General features: G+C 39.8%; 17 protein-coding genes. 11 read left to right on the plus strand and 6 right to left on the minus strand.

The window, feature by feature from the left end:
• The first annotated feature begins 15 nt into the window (after positions 1-15).
• Both UKS_RS03945 and UKS_RS03950 read left to right on the plus strand, forming a co-directional pair.
• Positions 16-1,239, plus strand: a complete 1,224-nt coding sequence (locus tag UKS_RS03945; RefSeq protein WP_156011890.1) for an FtsW/RodA/SpoVE family cell cycle protein — start codon at positions 16-18, stop codon at positions 1,237-1,239.
• Between the two features lie 10 nt (positions 1,240-1,249).
• The gene (locus UKS_RS03950) at positions 1,250-1,807 is read left to right on the plus strand and encodes a DJ-1 family glyoxalase III (RefSeq protein WP_156011891.1); all 558 of its coding nucleotides are present in this window, start codon (positions 1,250-1,252) and stop codon (positions 1,805-1,807) included.
• A 14-nt stretch (positions 1,808-1,821) separates the two neighbouring features.
• Here UKS_RS03950 and UKS_RS03955 read toward each other — a convergent pair whose 3' ends face one another.
• Entirely contained in the window at positions 1,822-3,078 is a 1,257-nt protein-coding gene (locus UKS_RS03955; protein ID WP_173020491.1) for an ISL3 family transposase, read from the minus strand.
• A 231-nt stretch (positions 3,079-3,309) separates the two neighbouring features.
• On the opposite strand from UKS_RS03955, the gene UKS_RS03960 reads away from it, so the two are divergent.
• From UKS_RS03960 to ezrA, 3 genes are all read left to right on the plus strand, one after another.
• Positions 3,310-3,873: an HAD family hydrolase gene (locus UKS_RS03960; protein ID WP_173020457.1), complete on the plus strand. Its 564-nt coding sequence runs from the start codon at positions 3,310-3,312 to the stop codon at positions 3,871-3,873.
• 14 nt (positions 3,874-3,887) lie between these two features.
• Positions 3,888-5,834, plus strand: a complete 1,947-nt coding sequence (gene gyrB / locus UKS_RS03965; protein WP_049496340.1) for a DNA topoisomerase (ATP-hydrolyzing) subunit B — start codon at positions 3,888-3,890, stop codon at positions 5,832-5,834.
• Positions 5,835-5,915: 81 nt separating this feature from the next.
• Positions 5,916-7,643, plus strand: coding sequence for a septation ring formation regulator EzrA (gene ezrA, locus UKS_RS03970; RefSeq protein WP_156011893.1), 1,728 nt, complete (start codon positions 5,916-5,918; stop codon positions 7,641-7,643).
• Between the two features lie 801 nt (positions 7,644-8,444).
• Here the strand turns inward: ezrA and UKS_RS03975 are convergent.
• The 4 genes from UKS_RS03975 to UKS_RS03990 all read right to left on the minus strand — a co-directional run bounded on the left by UKS_RS03975 (position 8,445) and on the right by UKS_RS03990 (position 12,103).
• A complete protein-coding gene (locus tag UKS_RS03975) occupies positions 8,445-8,744 on the minus strand; it encodes a DUF1827 family protein (RefSeq protein WP_125442832.1) in 300 nt (99 codons plus the stop codon).
• A 58-nt stretch (positions 8,745-8,802) separates the two neighbouring features.
• Positions 8,803-9,255 carry an NUDIX hydrolase gene (locus UKS_RS03980; RefSeq protein ID WP_049496335.1) on the minus strand — a complete coding sequence of 151 codons (453 nt, stop codon included), beginning with the start codon at positions 9,253-9,255 and terminating at the stop codon, positions 8,803-8,805.
• A 129-nt stretch (positions 9,256-9,384) separates the two neighbouring features.
• The gene (locus UKS_RS03985; RefSeq protein ID WP_156011894.1) at positions 9,385-11,643 is read right to left on the minus strand and encodes an ATP-dependent Clp protease ATP-binding subunit; all 2,259 of its coding nucleotides are present in this window, start codon (positions 11,641-11,643) and stop codon (positions 9,385-9,387) included.
• A gap of 229 nt (positions 11,644-11,872) precedes the next feature.
• Complete coding sequence (locus tag UKS_RS03990; protein ID WP_049515694.1) at positions 11,873-12,103, minus strand: DUF1797 family protein; 231 nt, start codon at positions 12,101-12,103, stop codon at positions 11,873-11,875.
• 190 nt (positions 12,104-12,293) lie between these two features.
• On the opposite strand from UKS_RS03990, the gene UKS_RS03995 reads away from it, so the two are divergent.
• The 4 genes from UKS_RS03995 to UKS_RS04010 all read left to right on the plus strand — a co-directional run bounded on the left by UKS_RS03995 (position 12,294) and on the right by UKS_RS04010 (position 15,715).
• A complete protein-coding gene (locus tag UKS_RS03995) occupies positions 12,294-12,977 on the plus strand; it encodes an amino acid ABC transporter permease (protein ID WP_001011642.1) in 684 nt (227 codons plus the stop codon).
• Positions 12,977-13,711: an amino acid ABC transporter ATP-binding protein gene (locus UKS_RS04000; RefSeq protein ID WP_156011895.1), complete on the plus strand. Its 735-nt coding sequence runs from the start codon at positions 12,977-12,979 to the stop codon at positions 13,709-13,711. Before UKS_RS03995 ends, UKS_RS04000 begins: the two co-directional genes overlap by 1 nt.
• A 153-nt stretch (positions 13,712-13,864) precedes the next feature.
• Complete coding sequence (locus UKS_RS04005) at positions 13,865-14,722, plus strand: bifunctional methylenetetrahydrofolate dehydrogenase/methenyltetrahydrofolate cyclohydrolase (protein WP_173020458.1); 858 nt, start codon at positions 13,865-13,867, stop codon at positions 14,720-14,722.
• A gap of 141 nt (positions 14,723-14,863) precedes the next feature.
• Positions 14,864-15,715: an NAD(P)H-hydrate dehydratase gene (locus UKS_RS04010; protein WP_156011896.1), complete on the plus strand. Its 852-nt coding sequence runs from the start codon at positions 14,864-14,866 to the stop codon at positions 15,713-15,715.
• Positions 15,716-15,739: 24 nt separating this feature from the next.
• On the opposite strand, the gene UKS_RS04015 is transcribed toward UKS_RS04010, so the two are convergent.
• Entirely contained in the window at positions 15,740-15,925 is a 186-nt protein-coding gene (locus UKS_RS04015) for a hypothetical protein (protein WP_156011897.1), read from the minus strand.
• Between the two features lie 161 nt (positions 15,926-16,086).
• Here UKS_RS04015 and rpiA point away from each other — a divergent pair, with 161 nt between their 5' ends.
• Positions 16,087-16,770, plus strand: coding sequence for a ribose-5-phosphate isomerase RpiA (rpiA, locus tag UKS_RS04020; protein WP_156011898.1), 684 nt, complete (start codon positions 16,087-16,089; stop codon positions 16,768-16,770).
• 23 nt (positions 16,771-16,793) lie between these two features.
• Positions 16,794-18,005 carry a phosphopentomutase gene (locus tag UKS_RS04025; protein WP_156011899.1) on the plus strand — a complete coding sequence of 404 codons (1,212 nt, stop codon included), beginning with the start codon at positions 16,794-16,796 and terminating at the stop codon, positions 18,003-18,005.
• Position 18,006 lies beyond the last annotated feature (1 nt).

The following is an 18,006-nucleotide window of genomic DNA, read 5'->3' on the forward strand; positions in this document are numbered from 1 at the left end:
ATAAGGTTAGTATATATGAAACGTTCTCTCGACTCCAGAGTCGATTATAGTTTGCTCTTGCCAGTGTTTTTTCTACTGGTTATTGGCGTGGTGGCTATTTATATAGCCGTTAGTCATGATTATCCAAATAATATTTTGCCCATTTTAGGGCAGCAAGTTGCCTGGATTGCCTTGGGGCTTGTGATTGGTTTTGTGGTCATGCTCTTTAATACTGAATTTCTTTGGAAGGTGACCCCCTTTCTATATATTTTAGGTTTAGGACTTATGGTCTTACCGATTGTCTTTTATAATCCAAGCTTAGTTGCATCTACGGGTGCTAAAAACTGGATTTCAGTAAATGGAATCACCTTGTTTCAACCGTCAGAGTTTATGAAGATATCCTATATTCTCATGCTAGCTCGTGTGATTGTCCAGTTTACAAAAAAACATAAGGAATGGAGACGTACAGTTTCCTTGGACTTCTTGCTGATTTTTTGGATGATTCTCTTTACCATTCCAGTCCTAGTTCTTTTGGCACTTCAAAGTGACTTAGGGACGGCTTTGGTTTTTGTAGCCATTTTCTCAGGAATCGTCTTGCTATCAGGAGTTTCTTGGAAAATTATTATCCCAGTATTTGTGACTGCTGTAACAGGAATTGCTGGTTTCTTAGCTATTTTTATCAGCAAGGATGGCAGGGCTTTTCTCCATCAACTGGGAATGCCGACCTACCAAATAAATCGTATCTTGGCTTGGCTTAATCCATTTGACTTTGCCCAAACAACGACATACCAACAGGCTCAAGGACAGATTGCGATTGGGAGTGGAGGCTTGTTTGGTCAAGGATTTAATGCTTCGAATCTGCTTATTCCAGTTCGAGAGTCGGATATGATTTTCACGGTCATTGCAGAAGACTTTGGCTTTATTGGTTCTGTCCTTGTTATCGCCCTTTATCTCATGCTGATTTATCGTATGTTGAAGATAACACTTAAATCAAATAACCAGTTCTATACCTATATTTCCACAGGTTTGATTATGATGTTACTCTTCCATATCTTTGAGAATATCGGTGCTGTGACAGGCTTACTTCCTTTGACCGGGATTCCATTGCCCTTCATTTCTCAAGGGGGGTCGGCTATTATTAGTAACTTAATTGGCGTTGGCTTACTTTTATCGATGAGTTACCAGACCAATCTAGCTGAAGAAAAGAGCGGAAAAGTCCCTGTCAAACGGAAAAAGGTAGTATTAAAACGAATCAAATAAGGAGAAAATCATGGTTAAAGTAGCAGTTATGTTAGCTCAGGGCTTTGAAGAAATTGAAGCTTTGACAGTTGTAGATGTCTTGCGTCGTGCCAATATCACTTGTGATATGGTTGGTTTTGAGGAGCAAGTGACGGGTTCGCATGCAATTCAAGTCAGAGCAGATCGTGTCTTTGATGGAGATTTATCAGATTATGATATGATTGTCCTTCCTGGAGGGATGCCTGGTTCTGCACATTTGCGCGACAATCAGGCCTTGATTCAAGAATTGCAAAGCTTCGAGCAAGAAGGGAAGAAAATAGCAGCCATTTGTGCGGCACCAATTGCCCTCAATCAAGCAGGGCTATTGAAAAACAAGCAGTACACTTGCTATGATGGCGTTCAGGAGCAAATCCTTGACGGTCACTACGTCAAGGAAACAGTAGTCGTAGATGGTCATTTGACAACCAGTCGAGGTCCCTCAACAGCCCTTGCTTTTGCCTACGAGCTGGTAGAGCAATTAGAAGGAGACGCAGAGAGTTTACGAACAGGAATGCTTTATCAAGATGTCTTGGCTCTTTGTCAACTGTAGTGGGTTGAAGTCAGCTAAGCTCGAGAAAGGACAAAATTCGTCCTTTCTTTTTTGATGTTCAGAGCTATAAAAATTCTTTTTTTGAAGTTTTCAAAGTTCCGAAATCCAAAGGCGTTTCGTTTGATAAGTTTGATGAGATTATTGGTCGCTTCCAATTTTGCGTTGGAATAAGGTAATTGAAGAGCGTTGATGATTTTCTCTTTGTTCTTTAGAAAGGTTTTAAAGACAGTCTGAAAAATAGGATGAACCTGCTTCAGATTGTCCTCAATGAGTCCGAAAAATTTCTCAGGGTCTTTGTTCTGAAAGTGAAAAAGCAAGAGCTGATAGATCTGATAGTGGTGTTTCAAGTCTTCTGAATAGCTCAAAAGCTTGTCTAGAATCTCTTTATTGGTCAAGTGAATACGAAAAGTAGGACGATAAAAACGTTTATCGCTGAGTTTTCGACTATCCTGTTGGATGAGCTTCCAGTAACGCTTGATAGCCTTGTATTCATGGGATTTTCGCTCAAACTGATTCATGATTTGGACACGCACACGACTCATAGCACGGCTGAGATGTTGGATAATATGGAAACGATCCAACACGATTTTAGCGTTTGGAAAAAGCTGTTTAGCCAAGTCATAGTAAGGACTAAACATATCCATCGTAATGATTTTCACTCGACATCGAACGACTCTATCATATTTAAGAAAGTGATTTCGAATGATAGCTTGTGTTCTGCCTTCAAGAACAGTGATGATATTGAGCTTATCAAAATCTTGAGCAATGAAACTCATCTTTCCCTTTGTAAAGGAGTACTCGTCCCATGACATAATTTCAGGAAGACGAGAAAAATCATGCTTAAAACGGAAGTCATTGAGCTTGCGAATGACAGTTGAAGTTGAAATGGACAGCTGATGAGCAATATCGGTCATAGAAGTTTTTTCAATCAGCTTCTGAGCAATTTTTTGGTTGATGATACGAGGGATTTGATGATTCTTCTTGACGAGAGAAGTCTCAGCAACCATCATTTTAGAGCACTGATAGCACTTAAAACGGCGTTTTCTAAGGAGAATTCTAGAAGGCATACCAGTTGTTTCGAGGTAAGGGATCTTAGACGGTTTTTGAAAGTCATATTTCTTCATTAGACTTCCACAATCAGGACAAGAAGGGGCCTCATAATCCAGCTTAGCGATAATTTCTTTGTGGGTATCCATATTGATGATATCTAGAATCTTGATGTTTGGGTCTTTAATATCGAGAAGTTTTGTGATAAAATGTAATTGTTCCATATGATTCTTTCTAATGATGGTTTGATCGCTTTTCATTATAGATGATATGGAACTTTTTTTCTACAACAAAATAGGCTCCATAATATCTATAGGGGATTTACCCACTACAAATATTATAGAGCCGATGTCTTTGGCAAAAATCAGTAAAACGGGAGTCAAACTCTCGTTTTTTATGTGCTAAACTCAGGGAAATCATCGCTTTTTTAATGAAAAAATGGTATAATGAAAGCTATGAAATATCACGATTATATCTGGGATTTAGGTGGAACTTTACTGGATAATTATGAAACCTCAACAGCTGCATTTGTTGAAACTTTAGCGCTGTATGGTATCACACAAGACCATGACAGTGTCTATCAGGCTTTAAAGGTTTCTACTGATTTTGCGATTGAGACATTCGCTCCCAATTTAGAACATTTTTTAGAAAAGTACAAGGAAAATGAAGCCAGAGAGCTAGAACATCCGATTTTGTTTGATGGAGTTTCTGATTTATTGAAAGATATTTCAAATCAAGGTGGGCGTCATTTTTTGGTTTCTCATCGAAATAATCAGGTCTTGGAAATTTTAGAAAAAACTTCTATAGCAGCCTACTTTACAGAAGTGGTGACTTCTAACTCAGGATTTAAGAGAAAACCAAACCCTGAGTCCATGATTTATTTAAGAGAAAAGTATCAGATTAGCTCTGGCCTTGTCATTGGTGATCGGCTGATTGATATCGAAGCAGGTCAAGCTGCAGGACTAGCTACCCACTTGTTTACCAGTATCGTGAATTTAAGACAAGTATTAGACATGTAAGAAAAAGGAATAAGATGACAGAAGAAATCAAAAATCTGCAGGCACAAGATTATGATGCCAGTCAAATTCAAGTTTTAGAGGGCTTAGAGGCTGTTCGTATGCGTCCAGGAATGTATATCGGATCAACCTCAAAAGAAGGTCTTCACCATCTAGTCTGGGAAATTGTTGATAACTCAATTGACGAGGCATTGGCAGGATTTGCCAGCCATATTCAAGTCTTCATTGAACCAGATGATTCGATTACGGTTGTCGATGATGGGCGTGGTATTCCAGTCGATATTCAGGAAAAAACAGGTCGACCTGCCGTTGAAACTGTCTTTACAGTCCTCCATGCTGGAGGAAAATTTGGCGGTGGCGGATATAAGGTCTCAGGTGGTCTTCACGGAGTGGGGTCTTCAGTAGTTAATGCTCTTTCCATTCAATTAGACGTTCATGTCCACAAAAATGGTAAGATTCATTACCAAGAATACCGTCGTGGTCATGTTGTTGCTGATCTTGAGGTGGTTGGAGATACGGATAAAACGGGAACAACAGTTCACTTCATACCGGATCCAGAAATTTTCACTGAAACAACAACATTTGATTTCGATAGATTAAATAAACGGATTCAAGAGTTGGCCTTTCTAAATCGTGGCCTTCGAATCTCCATCACAGATAAGCGTGAAGGTTTGGAACAAACCAAGCATTATCATTATGAAGGTGGGATTGCTAGTTACGTTGAGTATATCAACGAGAACAAGGATGTTATCTTTGATACACCAATCTACACTGACGGTGAGATGGATGATATCACTGTTGAAGTAGCTATGCAGTACACAACGGGTTATCATGAAAATGTTATGAGTTTCGCAAACAATATTCATACCCATGAAGGTGGAACGCATGAACAAGGTTTCCGTACAGCCTTGACACGTGTTATTAACGATTATGCTCGTAAGAATAAGTTACTAAAAGACAATGAAGACAACTTAACAGGAGAAGATGTTCGTGAAGGACTGACTGCAGTTATCTCAGTTAAACACCCAAATCCACAGTTTGAAGGACAAACCAAAACCAAACTGGGGAATAGTGAAGTGGTCAAGATAACCAATCGCCTCTTCAGTGATGCTTTTTCTGATTTCCTCATGGAAAATCCACAGATCGCCAAACGTATCGTGGAAAAAGGGATTTTGGCAGCTAAGGCTCGTGTGGCTGCCAAGCGTGCGCGTGAAGTCACTCGTAAAAAATCTGGTTTGGAAATTTCCAACCTTCCAGGGAAACTAGCAGACTGTTCTTCTAACAATCCTGCTGAAACAGAACTTTTCATCGTCGAAGGAGACTCGGCTGGTGGATCAGCTAAATCTGGTCGTAACCGTGAATTTCAGGCAATCCTTCCGATTCGCGGTAAGATTTTGAACGTTGAAAAGGCAAGTATGGATAAGATTCTAGCTAATGAAGAAATTCGTAGTCTTTTCACAGCGATGGGAACAGGATTCGGTGCAGAATTTGATGTTTCAAAAGCTCGTTACCAAAAACTTGTTTTGATGACCGATGCCGATGTCGATGGAGCCCACATTCGTACCCTTCTTTTAACCTTGATTTATCGTTATATGAAACCAATCCTAGAAGCTGGCTATGTTTATATTGCCCAACCACCAATCTATGGTGTTAAGGTGGGAAGCGAGATTAAAGAATATATCCAGCCAGGAGTAGATCAAGAAATTAAACTTCAAGAAGCCTTAGCCCGCCACAGTGAAGGTCGTGCCAAACCAACTATTCAGCGGTATAAAGGTCTTGGTGAAATGGACGATCACCAATTGTGGGAAACAACCATGGATCCGGAACACCGTTTGATGGCTAGAGTTTCTGTGGATGACGCAGCTGAGGCAGATAAAATCTTTGATATGTTGATGGGGGATCGAGTAGAGCCTCGTCGTGAGTTTATCGAAGAAAATGCCGTCTATAGTACACTTGATGTCTAAAAAATCGGGAGAAGTAGTTCCCTTGGTCTAAAAAATATGATATAATCATTACGATTGTTTCAAGTAAAAAAGGAGTTTAATATGTCTGGTAGACTAGTAATTTATCTTGCAATTGCAGTTGCAGTTCTCTTAGTGATTGCCTATGCTATCGCAATCTACGTACGAAAACGCAATGAAAGTAAATTAGCAATTTTAGAAGAGAAAAAAGAAGAGCTGTACAATCTTCCAGTAAACGATGAAGTTGAAGCTGTAAAAAATATGCACTTGATTGGACAAAGTCAGGTGACTTTCCGCGAATGGAACCAAAAATGGGTTGACCTATCTCTTAATTCTTTTGCAGATATCGAAAATAATCTTTTTGAGGCAGAAGGCTATAACAATTCATTCCGTTTTTTCAAGTCCAGTCATAAAATTGACCAAATCGAGAGTCAAATTACCTTGATTGAAGAAGATCTCGCGGCAATTCGTAATGCTTTGGCAGATTTGGAGAAACAAGAGTCTAAAAATAGTGGACGTGTTCTTCATACCTTGGACTTGTTTGAAGAGTTGCAACACCGAGTGGCTGATCATTCTGAAGAATATGGCCAAGGTTTAGCTGAAATTGAGAAACAATTGGAAAATATCCAATCAGAGTTTTCTCAGTTTGTTACTTTAAATACTTCAGGTGACCCAGTAGAAGCTGCTGTGATTTTGGATAATGCTGAAAATCATATCTTGGCTTTGAGTCACATTGTTGACCGCCTGCCAGCGATTGTAAAAACATTATCTAACGAGCTACCTGATCAATTGGAAGATTTGGAAGACGGTTACCGTAAACTTTTAGATGCTAATTATCATTTTGCTGAAACGGATATTGAATCTCGATTCCAATTGCTTTATGAAGCTTTAAAGAAAAACCACGAAAATATTGCACAATTAGAGTTGGATAATGCTGAGTATGAAAATACTCAAGTTCAAGAAGAAATTAATTCACTCTATGATATCTTTACACGAGAAATCGCTGCTCAAAAAGTAGTAGAAGGCTTAGTTGCAACCCTTCCTACATATTTGAAACACATGAAAGATAGTAATGCTGTTTTAGTGGAAGATATTCAACGATTAAGTAACAATTATCTACTATCTGAAACGGATATTAGTCATGTTCATAGATTACAAGCTGAGTTAGAATCTTTAGAAGAATCGGTATTGGAATTAACTTCTGAACAAGATGAACATTCTGAACCTTATTCACTCCTTGAAGATCATTTGGAAAACTTACAAGCGACTTTGAAGGAAATTGAAGATGAACAAGTTGCGGTTAGTCAACGTCTTGCTCAGATTGAAAAAGATGATATCAATGCTCGTCAGAAAGCAAATGTTTATGTTAATCGTCTTCATACAATTAAGCGATATATGGAAAAACGCAATCTTCCAGGTATTCCTCAGAATTTCTTACAGTTGTTCTTTACAGCAAGTAACCATACTGAAGAGTTGATGGCTGAGCTAGAAGAAGCTCGGGTCAATATCGAAGCTGTGAACCGTATGCTTGAAATTACAACAAATGATATGGAAGCACTTGAAGAAGGAACCTATAATATTGTTCAATATGCAACATTGACAGAACAATTGCTACAGTATTCGAACCGTTATCGCTCATTTGATGATCGAATTCAAGAAGCCTTTAATGAATCATTAGAAATTTTTGAAAAAGAATTTGATTATCATGCTTCATTTGATAAAATTTCGCAAGCTTTGGAAGTTGCAGAACCAGGTGTAACCAACCGTTTTGTTACTTCATACGAAAAAACACGTGAAACGATTCGTTTCTAACATAATAAAAAAGATTTGGTTCTGTGAGATGCAGAACCAAATCTTTTTTATTTATTCTTTGTTTTAAAAATTCCTAGTTAGCAATTGATTTTTGAACCGTATTCTAGCTCAATAAACTCTAGTAGGACATAATCATTTTTTCGTAGAGTGAGGTATTTTTAGCTGTGCAGGTAATGAAAACCAAGTGCTTAGAGCCTTTTGATTTGACATAGGGTTCAATCCCATGTGTCAGAAAAGTCCTACCCCTTACTTGCTGTATCAACAGCTAAAGTCATCAGATACCAACCAAACTCTTCTGATTGTTCTAAATGTTTTTTGAACGTTTTATAAAGTCAAAGTATTTAAAAAGATTTCGTGGTTGAATGTAGCGAAAAATGTTTGTCCCACCATTTCGTAGATAGGTTAGTATACAGAAATTTTTTTGTTACAAAAGGGTAATTGCTTGTCATTACCCTTCTTGTTACGCAATTAAACAATGTCCCTTTTTAATATAGACTCCAGTGAGCAAAATTTGTAATGTTTCTACAAAACTAGGATTATAATCAGATTTCTTTAGGATATCAATTATAATCGTTAAAAAGGGAGAGTCAAGAAAGGAGTTGGCTTGTAGATTTCCAATGTTTTCGTATTCTTCAAGTCTTGCCTCTTGATATATCATGTCTCCCAGGCTTGTCTCCTTTGTTATCTATAAAATCGTGTATGATAGAATTTCAAGATAAACAATTAGAGACGATTTAAAAATCAAAATAAACCTATTTTTGTTCCATAAGGTTCAAAAGAATTTTTAATCTCTTCAAGATTTTATTTGGTTGGAATCGAAATTCCAATTAATTTTTCTGAATAGAGGGTTTTGATATTGGCCTCATCAATAGAGTCCTTATTAATTTTACGTTTCAAGAAAAATTCTTGAATAGCTTCGATTTCAGGTTCGCGAATAGCGCGGTGTTTGTTTGAGATGAGGATTTCATAGTGAAGTGGAGCTTGGGTAAAAATAACATCTGTATTACCTGCAGAATAAACTTCAACAAGGGTTGCATCTGTACTTTCTAGCTGGCTTTTTACAAGTTGCGAGTGTGAGTTTGTTGTATTGATAAGCTTCATAACATTTCCTCCGATTTTCTAATTCTATTATAGCACTTTTTAAATAAAGTAGCTTGATTTAGTCAATCTTATGCTGTTTTTTCCAAGATTGGATTGCCCATTTATGGCTACCACGTTTGAGATTTTCAATAGCCTCGTCAATAGGGAACCAGGCGATATGATTAAAGTCCTCTAGTGGCTTTTGCACTTCTTTGAAAGAAGTCGCTTCATAGAGGTAGGCAGGATTGTAGTAGTAGGTGTCACGGTGACGAGAGTAGAAATATTCGTCAGCTTGTCCGTAATAGGTACCAATTTCAGCTGTGAAACCAAGCTCTTCAATCAATTCACGCTTTAGGGCTTCCTGATGATTTTCACCTGCTTCGATTTCGCCACCTGGTAAGAACCAAGCGCCATTAGGCGCTTGAACTAAAACTATTTGTTTTTTTTCTGGATCAGGAATAACTGCGTAGACACCATAGCGGTGCTGGTAGGTCACATTCTCTTTTTTTTCTCCGAAAGTTGGGGTTGCCATTGCATTTTCCTCATTATCTAATATCTTTATTATTATCTTAATGGACAAAGGCTGAGCTGTCAAGAACTTATTGTTATTTTAGTAAAAAAGAGTAGAAAATTTTCATTTTCTACTCTTTTTCTATAGTATTTATACTTCTTTTTCAGAAGTTTCAACTTCAGCTTTTTTGGCAGACTTAATTTGAATCTTGCCCTTGCTAGTCATAACTGCTTTTAGGTCTTTTTCGCTTGGATTTTCAAGGTAGTAATCAGTGATTGCGTCCTCAATATAGTCTTGAATAGTACGACGAAGTGGGCGTGCTCCCATTTTTGGATCATAGCCTAGGTCAACCAATTTTTCCTTGACCTTGTCAGTTACATCTAAATGAATGTTGTTGTTAGAAAGGCGTTTGTTAACATCTGCTAGCATGAGCTCGACAATCTGAAGGAGGTTGTCCTTGCTGAGAGCCTTAAATTCGATAATCCCATCAAAACGATTCATAAACTCTGGGCGAAAGAAGTTACCGAGTTCACTGAGAACAGAGTTGGTACGTCCTTCTCTAGCAGCTCCAAATCCAACGCTAGCTTCGGCTTTTCCAGTCCCAGCATTTGAAGTCATGATGATGATGGTATCCTTGAAGCTAACGGTGCGTCCTTGCCCATCTGTCAAACGACCATCATCCAAGACCTGGAGGAACATGTGCATAACATCTGGATGGGCTTTCTCTACTTCATCCAAGAGAATAAGAGAATATGGATTACGGCGGACTTTTTCAGTTAATTGCCCAGCCTCGTCGTAGCCGACATAACCTGGAGGGGCGCCGACTAATTTAGCCACACTGTGTTTTTCCATATATTCACTCATATCAAAGCGAATCATACTGTCAGCAGAACCAAAGAGTTCGATAGCTAGTTGTTTGGAAAGTTCTGTCTTACCGACACCAGTTGGCCCGACGAAGAGGAAGCTTCCGATTGGGCGGTTAGGCGTACCGAGACCGACACGATTACGGCGAATAGCCTTGGCAATCTTATCGACAGCATCATCTTGTCCAATAACATGAGACTTGAGGTCTTCGGCTAGATGGATGAGTTGAGATTGTTCTTTCTCTTTTAAATCACCAACAGGGATGTTTGTTTTCTGCTCGATAATATGCTCAATGGTTTTCTCGCTGATGATAGGAGTATCTTGGTCTGTGACCTTTTTCTTTTGCATTTCCTTATACTTGGCAATCTGGTCGCGGAAGTAGGCGGCCTTCTCAAAATCTTCCTCTCGTGTAGCTTGGGATTTGAGATTTTCAGCCTCAATCAAGCGCTGATCAATGACTTTAGGATCCACAAAATTCAAGGTCAAGTTCATCTTAGAACCAGCTTCATCTAGGAGGTCAATGGCCTTGTCAGGTAAGAAGCGATCTTGGATGTAACGATTGGAAAGAGTTGCCGCTGCTTCAATTGCAGCATCGGTATATTGAACGTGGTGGTAATCTTCGTATTTCTTTTGAATTCCTTTGAGGATAGTAATTGTTTCGTCCACAGTTGGTTCATCGACCTTAACAGGCTGCATACGACGTTCTAGGGCAGCATCCTTTTCAATAATACGGTATTCATTGAGGGTAGTAGCGCCGACCAGTTGCAGTTCCCCACGAGCAAGGGCGGGCTTGAGGATATTTCCTGCATCCATATTGCCATCGCCCGCAGATCCCGCACCGACAATTTCATGGATCTCATCGATAAAGAGGATGATGTCCTCACGTTTGCGAATTTCTTCCATGAGTTTTTGCATGCGTTCTTCAAATTGTCCTCGGATACCTGTTCCTTGTACTAGGCTAACCACATCCAGACGGATGACTTGTTTACCTTGGAGTTTGTGTGGAACATCGCCATCGACAATCTTCTGGGCTAGACCTTCGACAACTGCAGTTTTTCCGACACCTGGTTCACCGATAAGGACAGGATTATTCTTGGTTCTGCGATTTAGAATTTCGATGACACGGATAATTTCATCGTCGCGTCCAATAACGGGGTCAATATCCCCACGACGGGCAATTTCAGTTACGTTGATACCAAATTCTTCCAGCAGGCCTTTTTCTTGGTTAGGTGGCGGAGTCTGAGCAGGTCCACGATTTTTGGAACCATAACCGCCATTTCCACCGTAACCTCCACCTGATTGGGTTGGGGGAGTCGGAGGAGTGTTGTTAGAAGGTCTAAAATTGTTTAGGTCATTGAAGAAATCACCAAAGGGATCAAAATCATGATTGTTCAGATCCGTTATACCTTTAAAGAGGCTATTGTTAGGATCTGTTTTGATAATCTTATAGCAGTTTTGACAGAGGTCAATTTGTTTTTGCTTTCCATTGAGATTGGTATAAAGATGGATTGTTGAGTCGTTGATTTTACAGTTTTGACAAAGCATACATCTACCTCATTTCTTTCTTTAGCCTGACCTGTCGAAAGGTCAAAAATAGTCAAATTTCTATACTCTCATTATAACAGGATTGAGGTGTAAAGCAAGTAAAAAGATTGAAGCTTTGAGAAGTTGTTACAATGAAATTCTTTGTGAATTTGACCTATAAAAAAATCCTATTTGTGAGACAAAAAGGATTTTGGTAAGACATGCAGGGTGTACCCCAGCTTGTTTTGTACTAGTAAAGGAGTTCGTAAATCTCCATTGCAATCAAGTCAATGCTGTCAAATGTATAAGTTTCGCGAGCCTCGACATCACGGAGGGTAAAGATTGAGCCATTTTCTTCGTCGTGGCTATATGCAACTTCTGCAACAACAACTCCTTCGCGTTCAAAATTACGTTTTAAATTTCCACCGTCTTTTGTCATTGCTTCAAGGCGGTTGATGATTCTAACCAAATGTGATTCCATTTTGATTCTCCTTCATTTCTTATCGTTACTATTTTACCATAAAGGAGGTCAACTTGACTAGAAAAAACTAAGATTTCTCGCTAATTCTACCAGTTTTAAGATTTTTTGAATAAATTAAACCAAATATTTGAATTTTAATTCAATCCATGTTATAATCATACAGTATTCTATTTTAGAAAGCAGTGTGACTATGAATTTTTCTTTTTTACCTAAGTATTTACCTTATTTTAACTATGGGGCTGTTGTGACGGTTCTCATTTCTATCTGTGTTGTCTTTTTGGGAACTATTTTGGGTGTTGTCTTGGCTTTTGGACAACGATCAAAGTTTAAACCGCTTGTTTGGCTCGCCAACTTGTACGTTTGGATTTTCCGTGGGACACCGATGATGGTTCAGATTATGATTGCCTTTGCCCTTATGCACATCAATGCTCCGACTATTCAGGTTGGGATTTTGGGTGTTGATCTCTCTCGTCTGATTCCAGGGATTTTGATTATCTCAATGAACAGTGGTGCTTATGTTTCTGAGACTGTTCGTGCCGGGATTAATGCGGTTCCTAAGGGGCAGTTAGAGGCGGCCTATTCTCTAGGAATTCGTCCTAAAAATGCGATGCGCTACGTGATTTTGCCACAAGCTATCAAAAATATTTTGCCAGCATTGGGGAACGAATTTATCACTATTATCAAGGATAGTTCCCTCTTGTCAGCTATCGGTGTTATGGAGTTGTGGAATGGGGCTACAACAGTTTCTACAACAACCTATCTACCTTTAACACCACTTTTATTTGCAGCCTTTTATTACTTGATTATGACCTCTATTTTGACAGTGGCCTTGAAAGCTTTTGAAAAACGTATGGGACAAGGAGATAAGAAATAATGACAGAAACCTTGATGAAAATTGAAAATTTACATAAATCTTTTGGAAAGAATGAAGTATTGAAGGACATCAACCTCGAGATTAAAAAAGGAGAAGTTGTCGTTATTATCGGTCCTTCAGGGAGTTGGAAATCTACCTTGCTTCGCTCTATGAATTTATTGGAAGAAGCGACTAAGGGGAGGGTTATCTTTGAGGGAGTCGATATTACAGACAAGAAGAATAACCTGTTTGCCATGCGTGAGAAGATGGGCATGGTTTTCCAACAATTTAATCTCTTTCCTAATATGACTGTGATGGAAAATATCACCTTGTCTCCTATCAAGACCAAAGGTGAAAGCAAGGCCGTTGCTGAGAAAAGAGCTCAGGAACTTTTGGAAAAAGTTGGTTTACCAGATAAGGCAACTGCTTATCCACAGAGTTTGTCAGGTGGCCAGCAACAGCGGATTGCTATTGCGCGTGGTTTAGCTATGGAACCTGATGTTTTGTTCTTTGACGAGCCAACTTCAGCCCTGGACCCTGAGATGGTAGGTGAGGTGTTGACTGTTATGCAAGACCTAGCCAAGACAGGGATGACCATGGTTATCGTAACACATGAGATGGGATTTGCTCGTGAGGTGGCAGATCGTGTTATCTTTATGGCAGACGGTGTGGTTGTTGAAGACGGAACACCTGAACAGATTTTTGAACAAACCCAAGAACAACGGACTAAGGACTTCTTGAGTAAGGTTTTATAATCTATTTTAAAATTTTAAGACAAGATTAGTGAAAAGCTCGACCCGAGCTTTTTCTTATAGTATGAAACTATAGGGTTGCCTAGAAAAGAAGTGTTAGAGGATGCTGGCAGTTTTTGGTATAATGGAAGATATTTGAAAGAAAAGAGAAGTGATATGACACAGATTATTGATGGGAAGGCTTTAGCAGCTAAGTTACAAGGACAGTTGGCTGAAAAGACTGCCAAACTAAAAGAAGAGACAGGTCTAGTACCTGGTTTGGTAGTGATTTTGGTTGGGGACAGCCCTGCTAGCCAAGTCTACGTTCGAAATAAGGAACGTTCTGCCCTTGCAGCTGGTTTCCGTAGTGAAGTAGTGCGAGTTCCAGAGACAATTACTCAAGAGGAATTGTTAGACCTGATTGCCAAATACAATCAGGATCCAGCTTGGCATGGGATTTTGGTCCAGTTACCATTACCTAATCATATCGATGAAGAGGCAGTTTTGTTGGCCATTGACCCAGAAAAGGATGTGGATGGTTTCCATCCCCTAAATATGGGGCGTCTCTGGTCTGGTCATCCTGTCATGATTCCTTCTACACCTGCAGGAATTATGGAAATGTTCCATGAATACGGGATTGACTTGGAAGGTAAAAATGCGGTCGTTATCGGTCGTTCCAATATCGTTGGAAAACCTATGGCCCAGCTTCTTTTGGCCAAGAATGCTACAGTGACCTTGACCCATTCACGTACTCATAATCTTGCCAAGGTGGCTGCTAAAGCAGATATTCTGGTGGTCGCAATTGGCCGCGCCAAGTTTGTGACTGCTGACTTTGTCAAACCAGGTGCGGTAGTCATTGATGTTGGGATGAATCGTGATGAAAATGGTAAGCTCTGTGGGGATGTGGATTATGAGGCAGTTGCCCCACTTGCTAGCCACATCACGCCAGTCCCTGGAGGTGTTGGTCCTATGACCATTACTATGTTGATGGAGCAAACCTATCAGGCAGCCCTTCGGACATTGGATAGAAAATAAGAGAAACATTCGCTGAAGAGAGTGTATTTTATATAGTTATATTTAAAATGGCAGAAATGAGTATTAAATTTTAGATATAAGATTACAAAAGGAGGTCTGCGCCTCCTTTTTGTTGTATAATAAAAGAGAGAGGGAAAAACGATGAAAGTGATTGATCACGTATTATTAGAAAAAGTCATGATTGAACGTTCTCGTACCAGTCATAAAGGAGACTATGGCCGTCTGCTGTTGCTGGGTGGGACTTATCCTTATGGTGGTGCCATCATGATGGCTGCTTTGGCAGCTGTTAAAAGTGGAGCTGGTTTGGTGACCGTTGGCACAGACAAGGAAAATATCTCAACTCTGCACAGCCATTTACCTGAGGCTATGGCTTTTTCTCTTCAAGACCAGCAATTGTTAAAAGAGCAATTGGAGAAGGCAGAAGTTGTCTTGCTGGGGCCTGGTTTACGAGACGATGCTTTTGGAGAAAATCTAGTCAAACAGGTCTTTGCTAGCTTAAAAAAGAATCAGATTTTGATTGTAGACGGAGGGGCCTTAACCATTCTTGCTAGAACGAGTTTGTCGTTTCCATCTAACCAGCTTATTTTAACTCCACACCAAAAAGAATGGGAAAAGTTGTCTGGTATTGCTATTGAAAAGCAAAACGAAGATGCAACAGCTAGTGCCCTAACTTCCTTTCCTCAAGGAATAATTTTGGTGGAGAAAGGTCCAGATACTCGTATTTGGCAAGCTGGCCAGTCTGATTATTACCAGTTACAGGTTGGCGGTCCCTATCAGGCGACTGGTGGTATGGGAGATACTCTGGCTGGAATGATTGCAGGATTTGCAGGCCAATTTCGACAGGCCAGTCTCTACGAACGTGTGGTGGTAGCAACCCATCTTCATTCAGCCGTAGCCCAAGAACTAGCTCAGGAACATTATGTGGTCTTGCCAACGGAAATCAGCAGTTGTCTGCCTAAAATAATGAAAAAAATATCTCAAAAAGGCACCTGATTCTTTCAGGCGCCTTTATATCTTTTAGAAAAATCCCTTAATCTTTCCAACGAGTCCATCTAGACCTTCTGAACCAGAAATCAACTGTCGAGCTTGGGAGAAATATTCTCCAAGCTGTTCTTGATTTTCTGCAACAAATGTTTTTGCAGCTTCGACATCTTTTGTTTCGATTAGCTCTCTTACTTGGTTAAACAAATCTAATGGGGTCATCTTATCTCTCCTTTTCTGTACTCAACTATTTGACCACCTTTATGCTAAAAAACCAATCCTAGTAAGATTTCTTCGAGAATGGTTATCGGTTTCAATTTTCAGATGAATATTAAGTCTTTACATGGTATAATAAAAGTAGCTTTTTGTTTGGAGGTGTTTAAGTGGAAAATCTGAAAAAAATAGCAGGCATCAAGGCTGCTGAGTTCGTAACCAATGGAATGGTTGTAGGACTTGGAACAGGCTCGACTGCTTATTATTTCGTAGAAGAAATCGGTCGTAGAGTCAAGGAGGAAGGACTTCAAATTACAGCCGTAACGACTTCTAGTGTAACGACAAATCAGGCACAAGGATTGAATATACCGCTTAAGTCTATTGATGAGGTGGATGAGGTTGATGTGACGGTTGATGGAGCTGATGAGGTGGATCGTCAGTTTAATGGTATTAAAGGAGGCGGTGGTGCCCTTCTAATGGAAAAAGTAGTTGCGACACCAACTAAACAGTATATCTGGGTGGTAGATGAGAGCAAGATGGTTGAGAAACTGGGCGCTTTTAAACTACCTGTCGAAGTTGTCCAATATGGAGCAGAACAGGTTTTCCGTCGTTTTGAAAAAGCTGGTTATAAGCCAAGTTTTCGTGAAAAAGATGGCCAACGCTTTGTGACGGATATGAAAAATTTCATCATTGACCTTGATTTAGGTGCTATTGAAGATCCGATTGCTTTGGGGCAAGAATTGGACCATGTCGTTGGAGTCGTAGAGCACGGTTTATTCAACCAAATGGTGGATAAGGTCATCGTTGCTGGACGAGACGGGGTTCAGATTTTAACTTCAACAAAAGTAAACTAATCAACATAATAAGGAGACACACTATGCCAAAATTTAATCGTATTCACTTGGTGGTACTCGATTCTGTAGGAATCGGTGCTGCACCAGATGCTAATAACTTTGTCAATGCAGGGGTTCCAGATGGAGCTTCTGACACATTGGGTCACATTTCAAAAACAGCTGGTTTGAATGTCCCAAACATGGCTAAAATCGGTCTAGGAAATATTCCTCGCGAAACGCCTTTGAAGACTGTAGCGGCAGAAAGCAATCCAACTGGATATGCAACAAAATTAGAAGAAGTATCTCTAGGTAAGGATACCATGACTGGACACTGGGAAATCATGGGACTCAACATTACGGAGCCTTTCGATACTTTCTGGAATGGATTCCCAGAGGAAATCCTTACTAAAATCGAAGAATTTTCAGGACGCAAGGTCATTCGTGAAGCCAATAAACCTTACTCAGGAACTGCTGTAATAGATGACTTTGGCCCTCGTCAAATGGAAACTGGAGAGTTGATTATCTATACTTCAGCTGACCCTGTTTTGCAAATTGCTGCTCATGAAGACATCATCCCTTTGGATGAATTGTACCGTATCTGTGAATACGCTCGTTCAATCACCCTTGAGCGTCCTGCTCTTCTTGGTCGTATCATTGCCCGCCCTTATGTCGGCAAACCTGGAAACTTCACACGTACAGCAAACCGTCGTGACTTGGCCGTATCTCCATTTGCACCAACTGTTCTTGATAAATTGAATGAAGCAGGTATCGATACTTACGCTGTTGGTAAAATCAACGATATCTTTAACGGAGCTGGTATCAATCATGACATGGGCCACAACAAGTCAAATAGCCACGGAATTGATACATTATTGAAGACAATGGGCCTTGCTGAGTTTGAAAAAGGATTCTCATTCACAAACTTGGTGGACTTTGATGCCCTTTACGGCCACCGTCGTAATGCTCACGGTTACCGTGATTGTTTGCATGAGTTTGATGAACGCTTGCCTGAACTTATCGCAGCTATGAGAGAAGATGATCTACTCATGATTACTGCTGACCATGGAAATGACCCAACCTATGCTGGAACTGACCATACTCGTGAATATATTCCACTTTTAGCTTACAGCCCTAGCTTTAAGGGAAATGGTATCATTCCAGTTGGACATTTTGCAGATATCTCAGCGACAGTTGCGGATAACTTTGGTGTGGAAACTGCTATGATCGGGGAAAGTTTCTTAGATAAATTGGTCTAAG

The organism is Streptococcus sp. 116-D4 (assembly GCF_009731465.1).
GTDB classification, from domain to species: Bacteria; Bacillota; Bacilli; order Lactobacillales; family Streptococcaceae; genus Streptococcus; species Streptococcus pseudopneumoniae_E.

Coding starts and splice junctions, on each gene's coding strand:
- UKS_RS03955 (WP_173020491.1), bottom strand. CDS start 3,078: ATGGAACAATTACATTTTATCACAAAACTTCTCGATATTAAAGACCCA.
- UKS_RS04005 (WP_173020458.1), top strand. CDS start 13,865: ATGACACAGATTATTGATGGGAAGGCTTTAGCAGCTAAGTTACAAGGA.
- UKS_RS03985 (WP_156011894.1), bottom strand. CDS start 11,643: ATGCTTTGTCAAAACTGTAAAATCAACGACTCAACAATCCATCTTTAT.
- UKS_RS03975 (WP_125442832.1), bottom strand. CDS start 8,744: ATGAAGCTTATCAATACAACAAACTCACACTCGCAACTTGTAAAAAGC.
- UKS_RS03990 (WP_049515694.1), bottom strand. CDS start 12,103: ATGGAATCACATTTGGTTAGAATCATCAACCGCCTTGAAGCAATGACA.
- ezrA (WP_156011893.1), top strand. CDS start 5,916: ATGTCTGGTAGACTAGTAATTTATCTTGCAATTGCAGTTGCAGTTCTC.
- UKS_RS04015 (WP_156011897.1), bottom strand. CDS start 15,925: ATGACCCCATTAGATTTGTTTAACCAAGTAAGAGAGCTAATCGAAACA.
- UKS_RS03950 (WP_156011891.1), top strand. CDS start 1,250: ATGGTTAAAGTAGCAGTTATGTTAGCTCAGGGCTTTGAAGAAATTGAA.
- UKS_RS03980 (WP_049496335.1), bottom strand. CDS start 9,255: ATGGCAACCCCAACTTTCGGAGAAAAAAAAGAGAATGTGACCTACCAG.
- UKS_RS03995 (WP_001011642.1), top strand. CDS start 12,294: ATGAATTTTTCTTTTTTACCTAAGTATTTACCTTATTTTAACTATGGG.
- UKS_RS04000 (WP_156011895.1), top strand. CDS start 12,977: ATGACAGAAACCTTGATGAAAATTGAAAATTTACATAAATCTTTTGGA.
- UKS_RS04010 (WP_156011896.1), top strand. CDS start 14,864: ATGAAAGTGATTGATCACGTATTATTAGAAAAAGTCATGATTGAACGT.
- UKS_RS03945 (WP_156011890.1), top strand. CDS start 16: ATGAAACGTTCTCTCGACTCCAGAGTCGATTATAGTTTGCTCTTGCCA.
- UKS_RS03960 (WP_173020457.1), top strand. CDS start 3,310: ATGAAATATCACGATTATATCTGGGATTTAGGTGGAACTTTACTGGAT.
- UKS_RS04025 (WP_156011899.1), top strand. CDS start 16,794: ATGCCAAAATTTAATCGTATTCACTTGGTGGTACTCGATTCTGTAGGA.
- gyrB (WP_049496340.1), top strand. CDS start 3,888: ATGACAGAAGAAATCAAAAATCTGCAGGCACAAGATTATGATGCCAGT.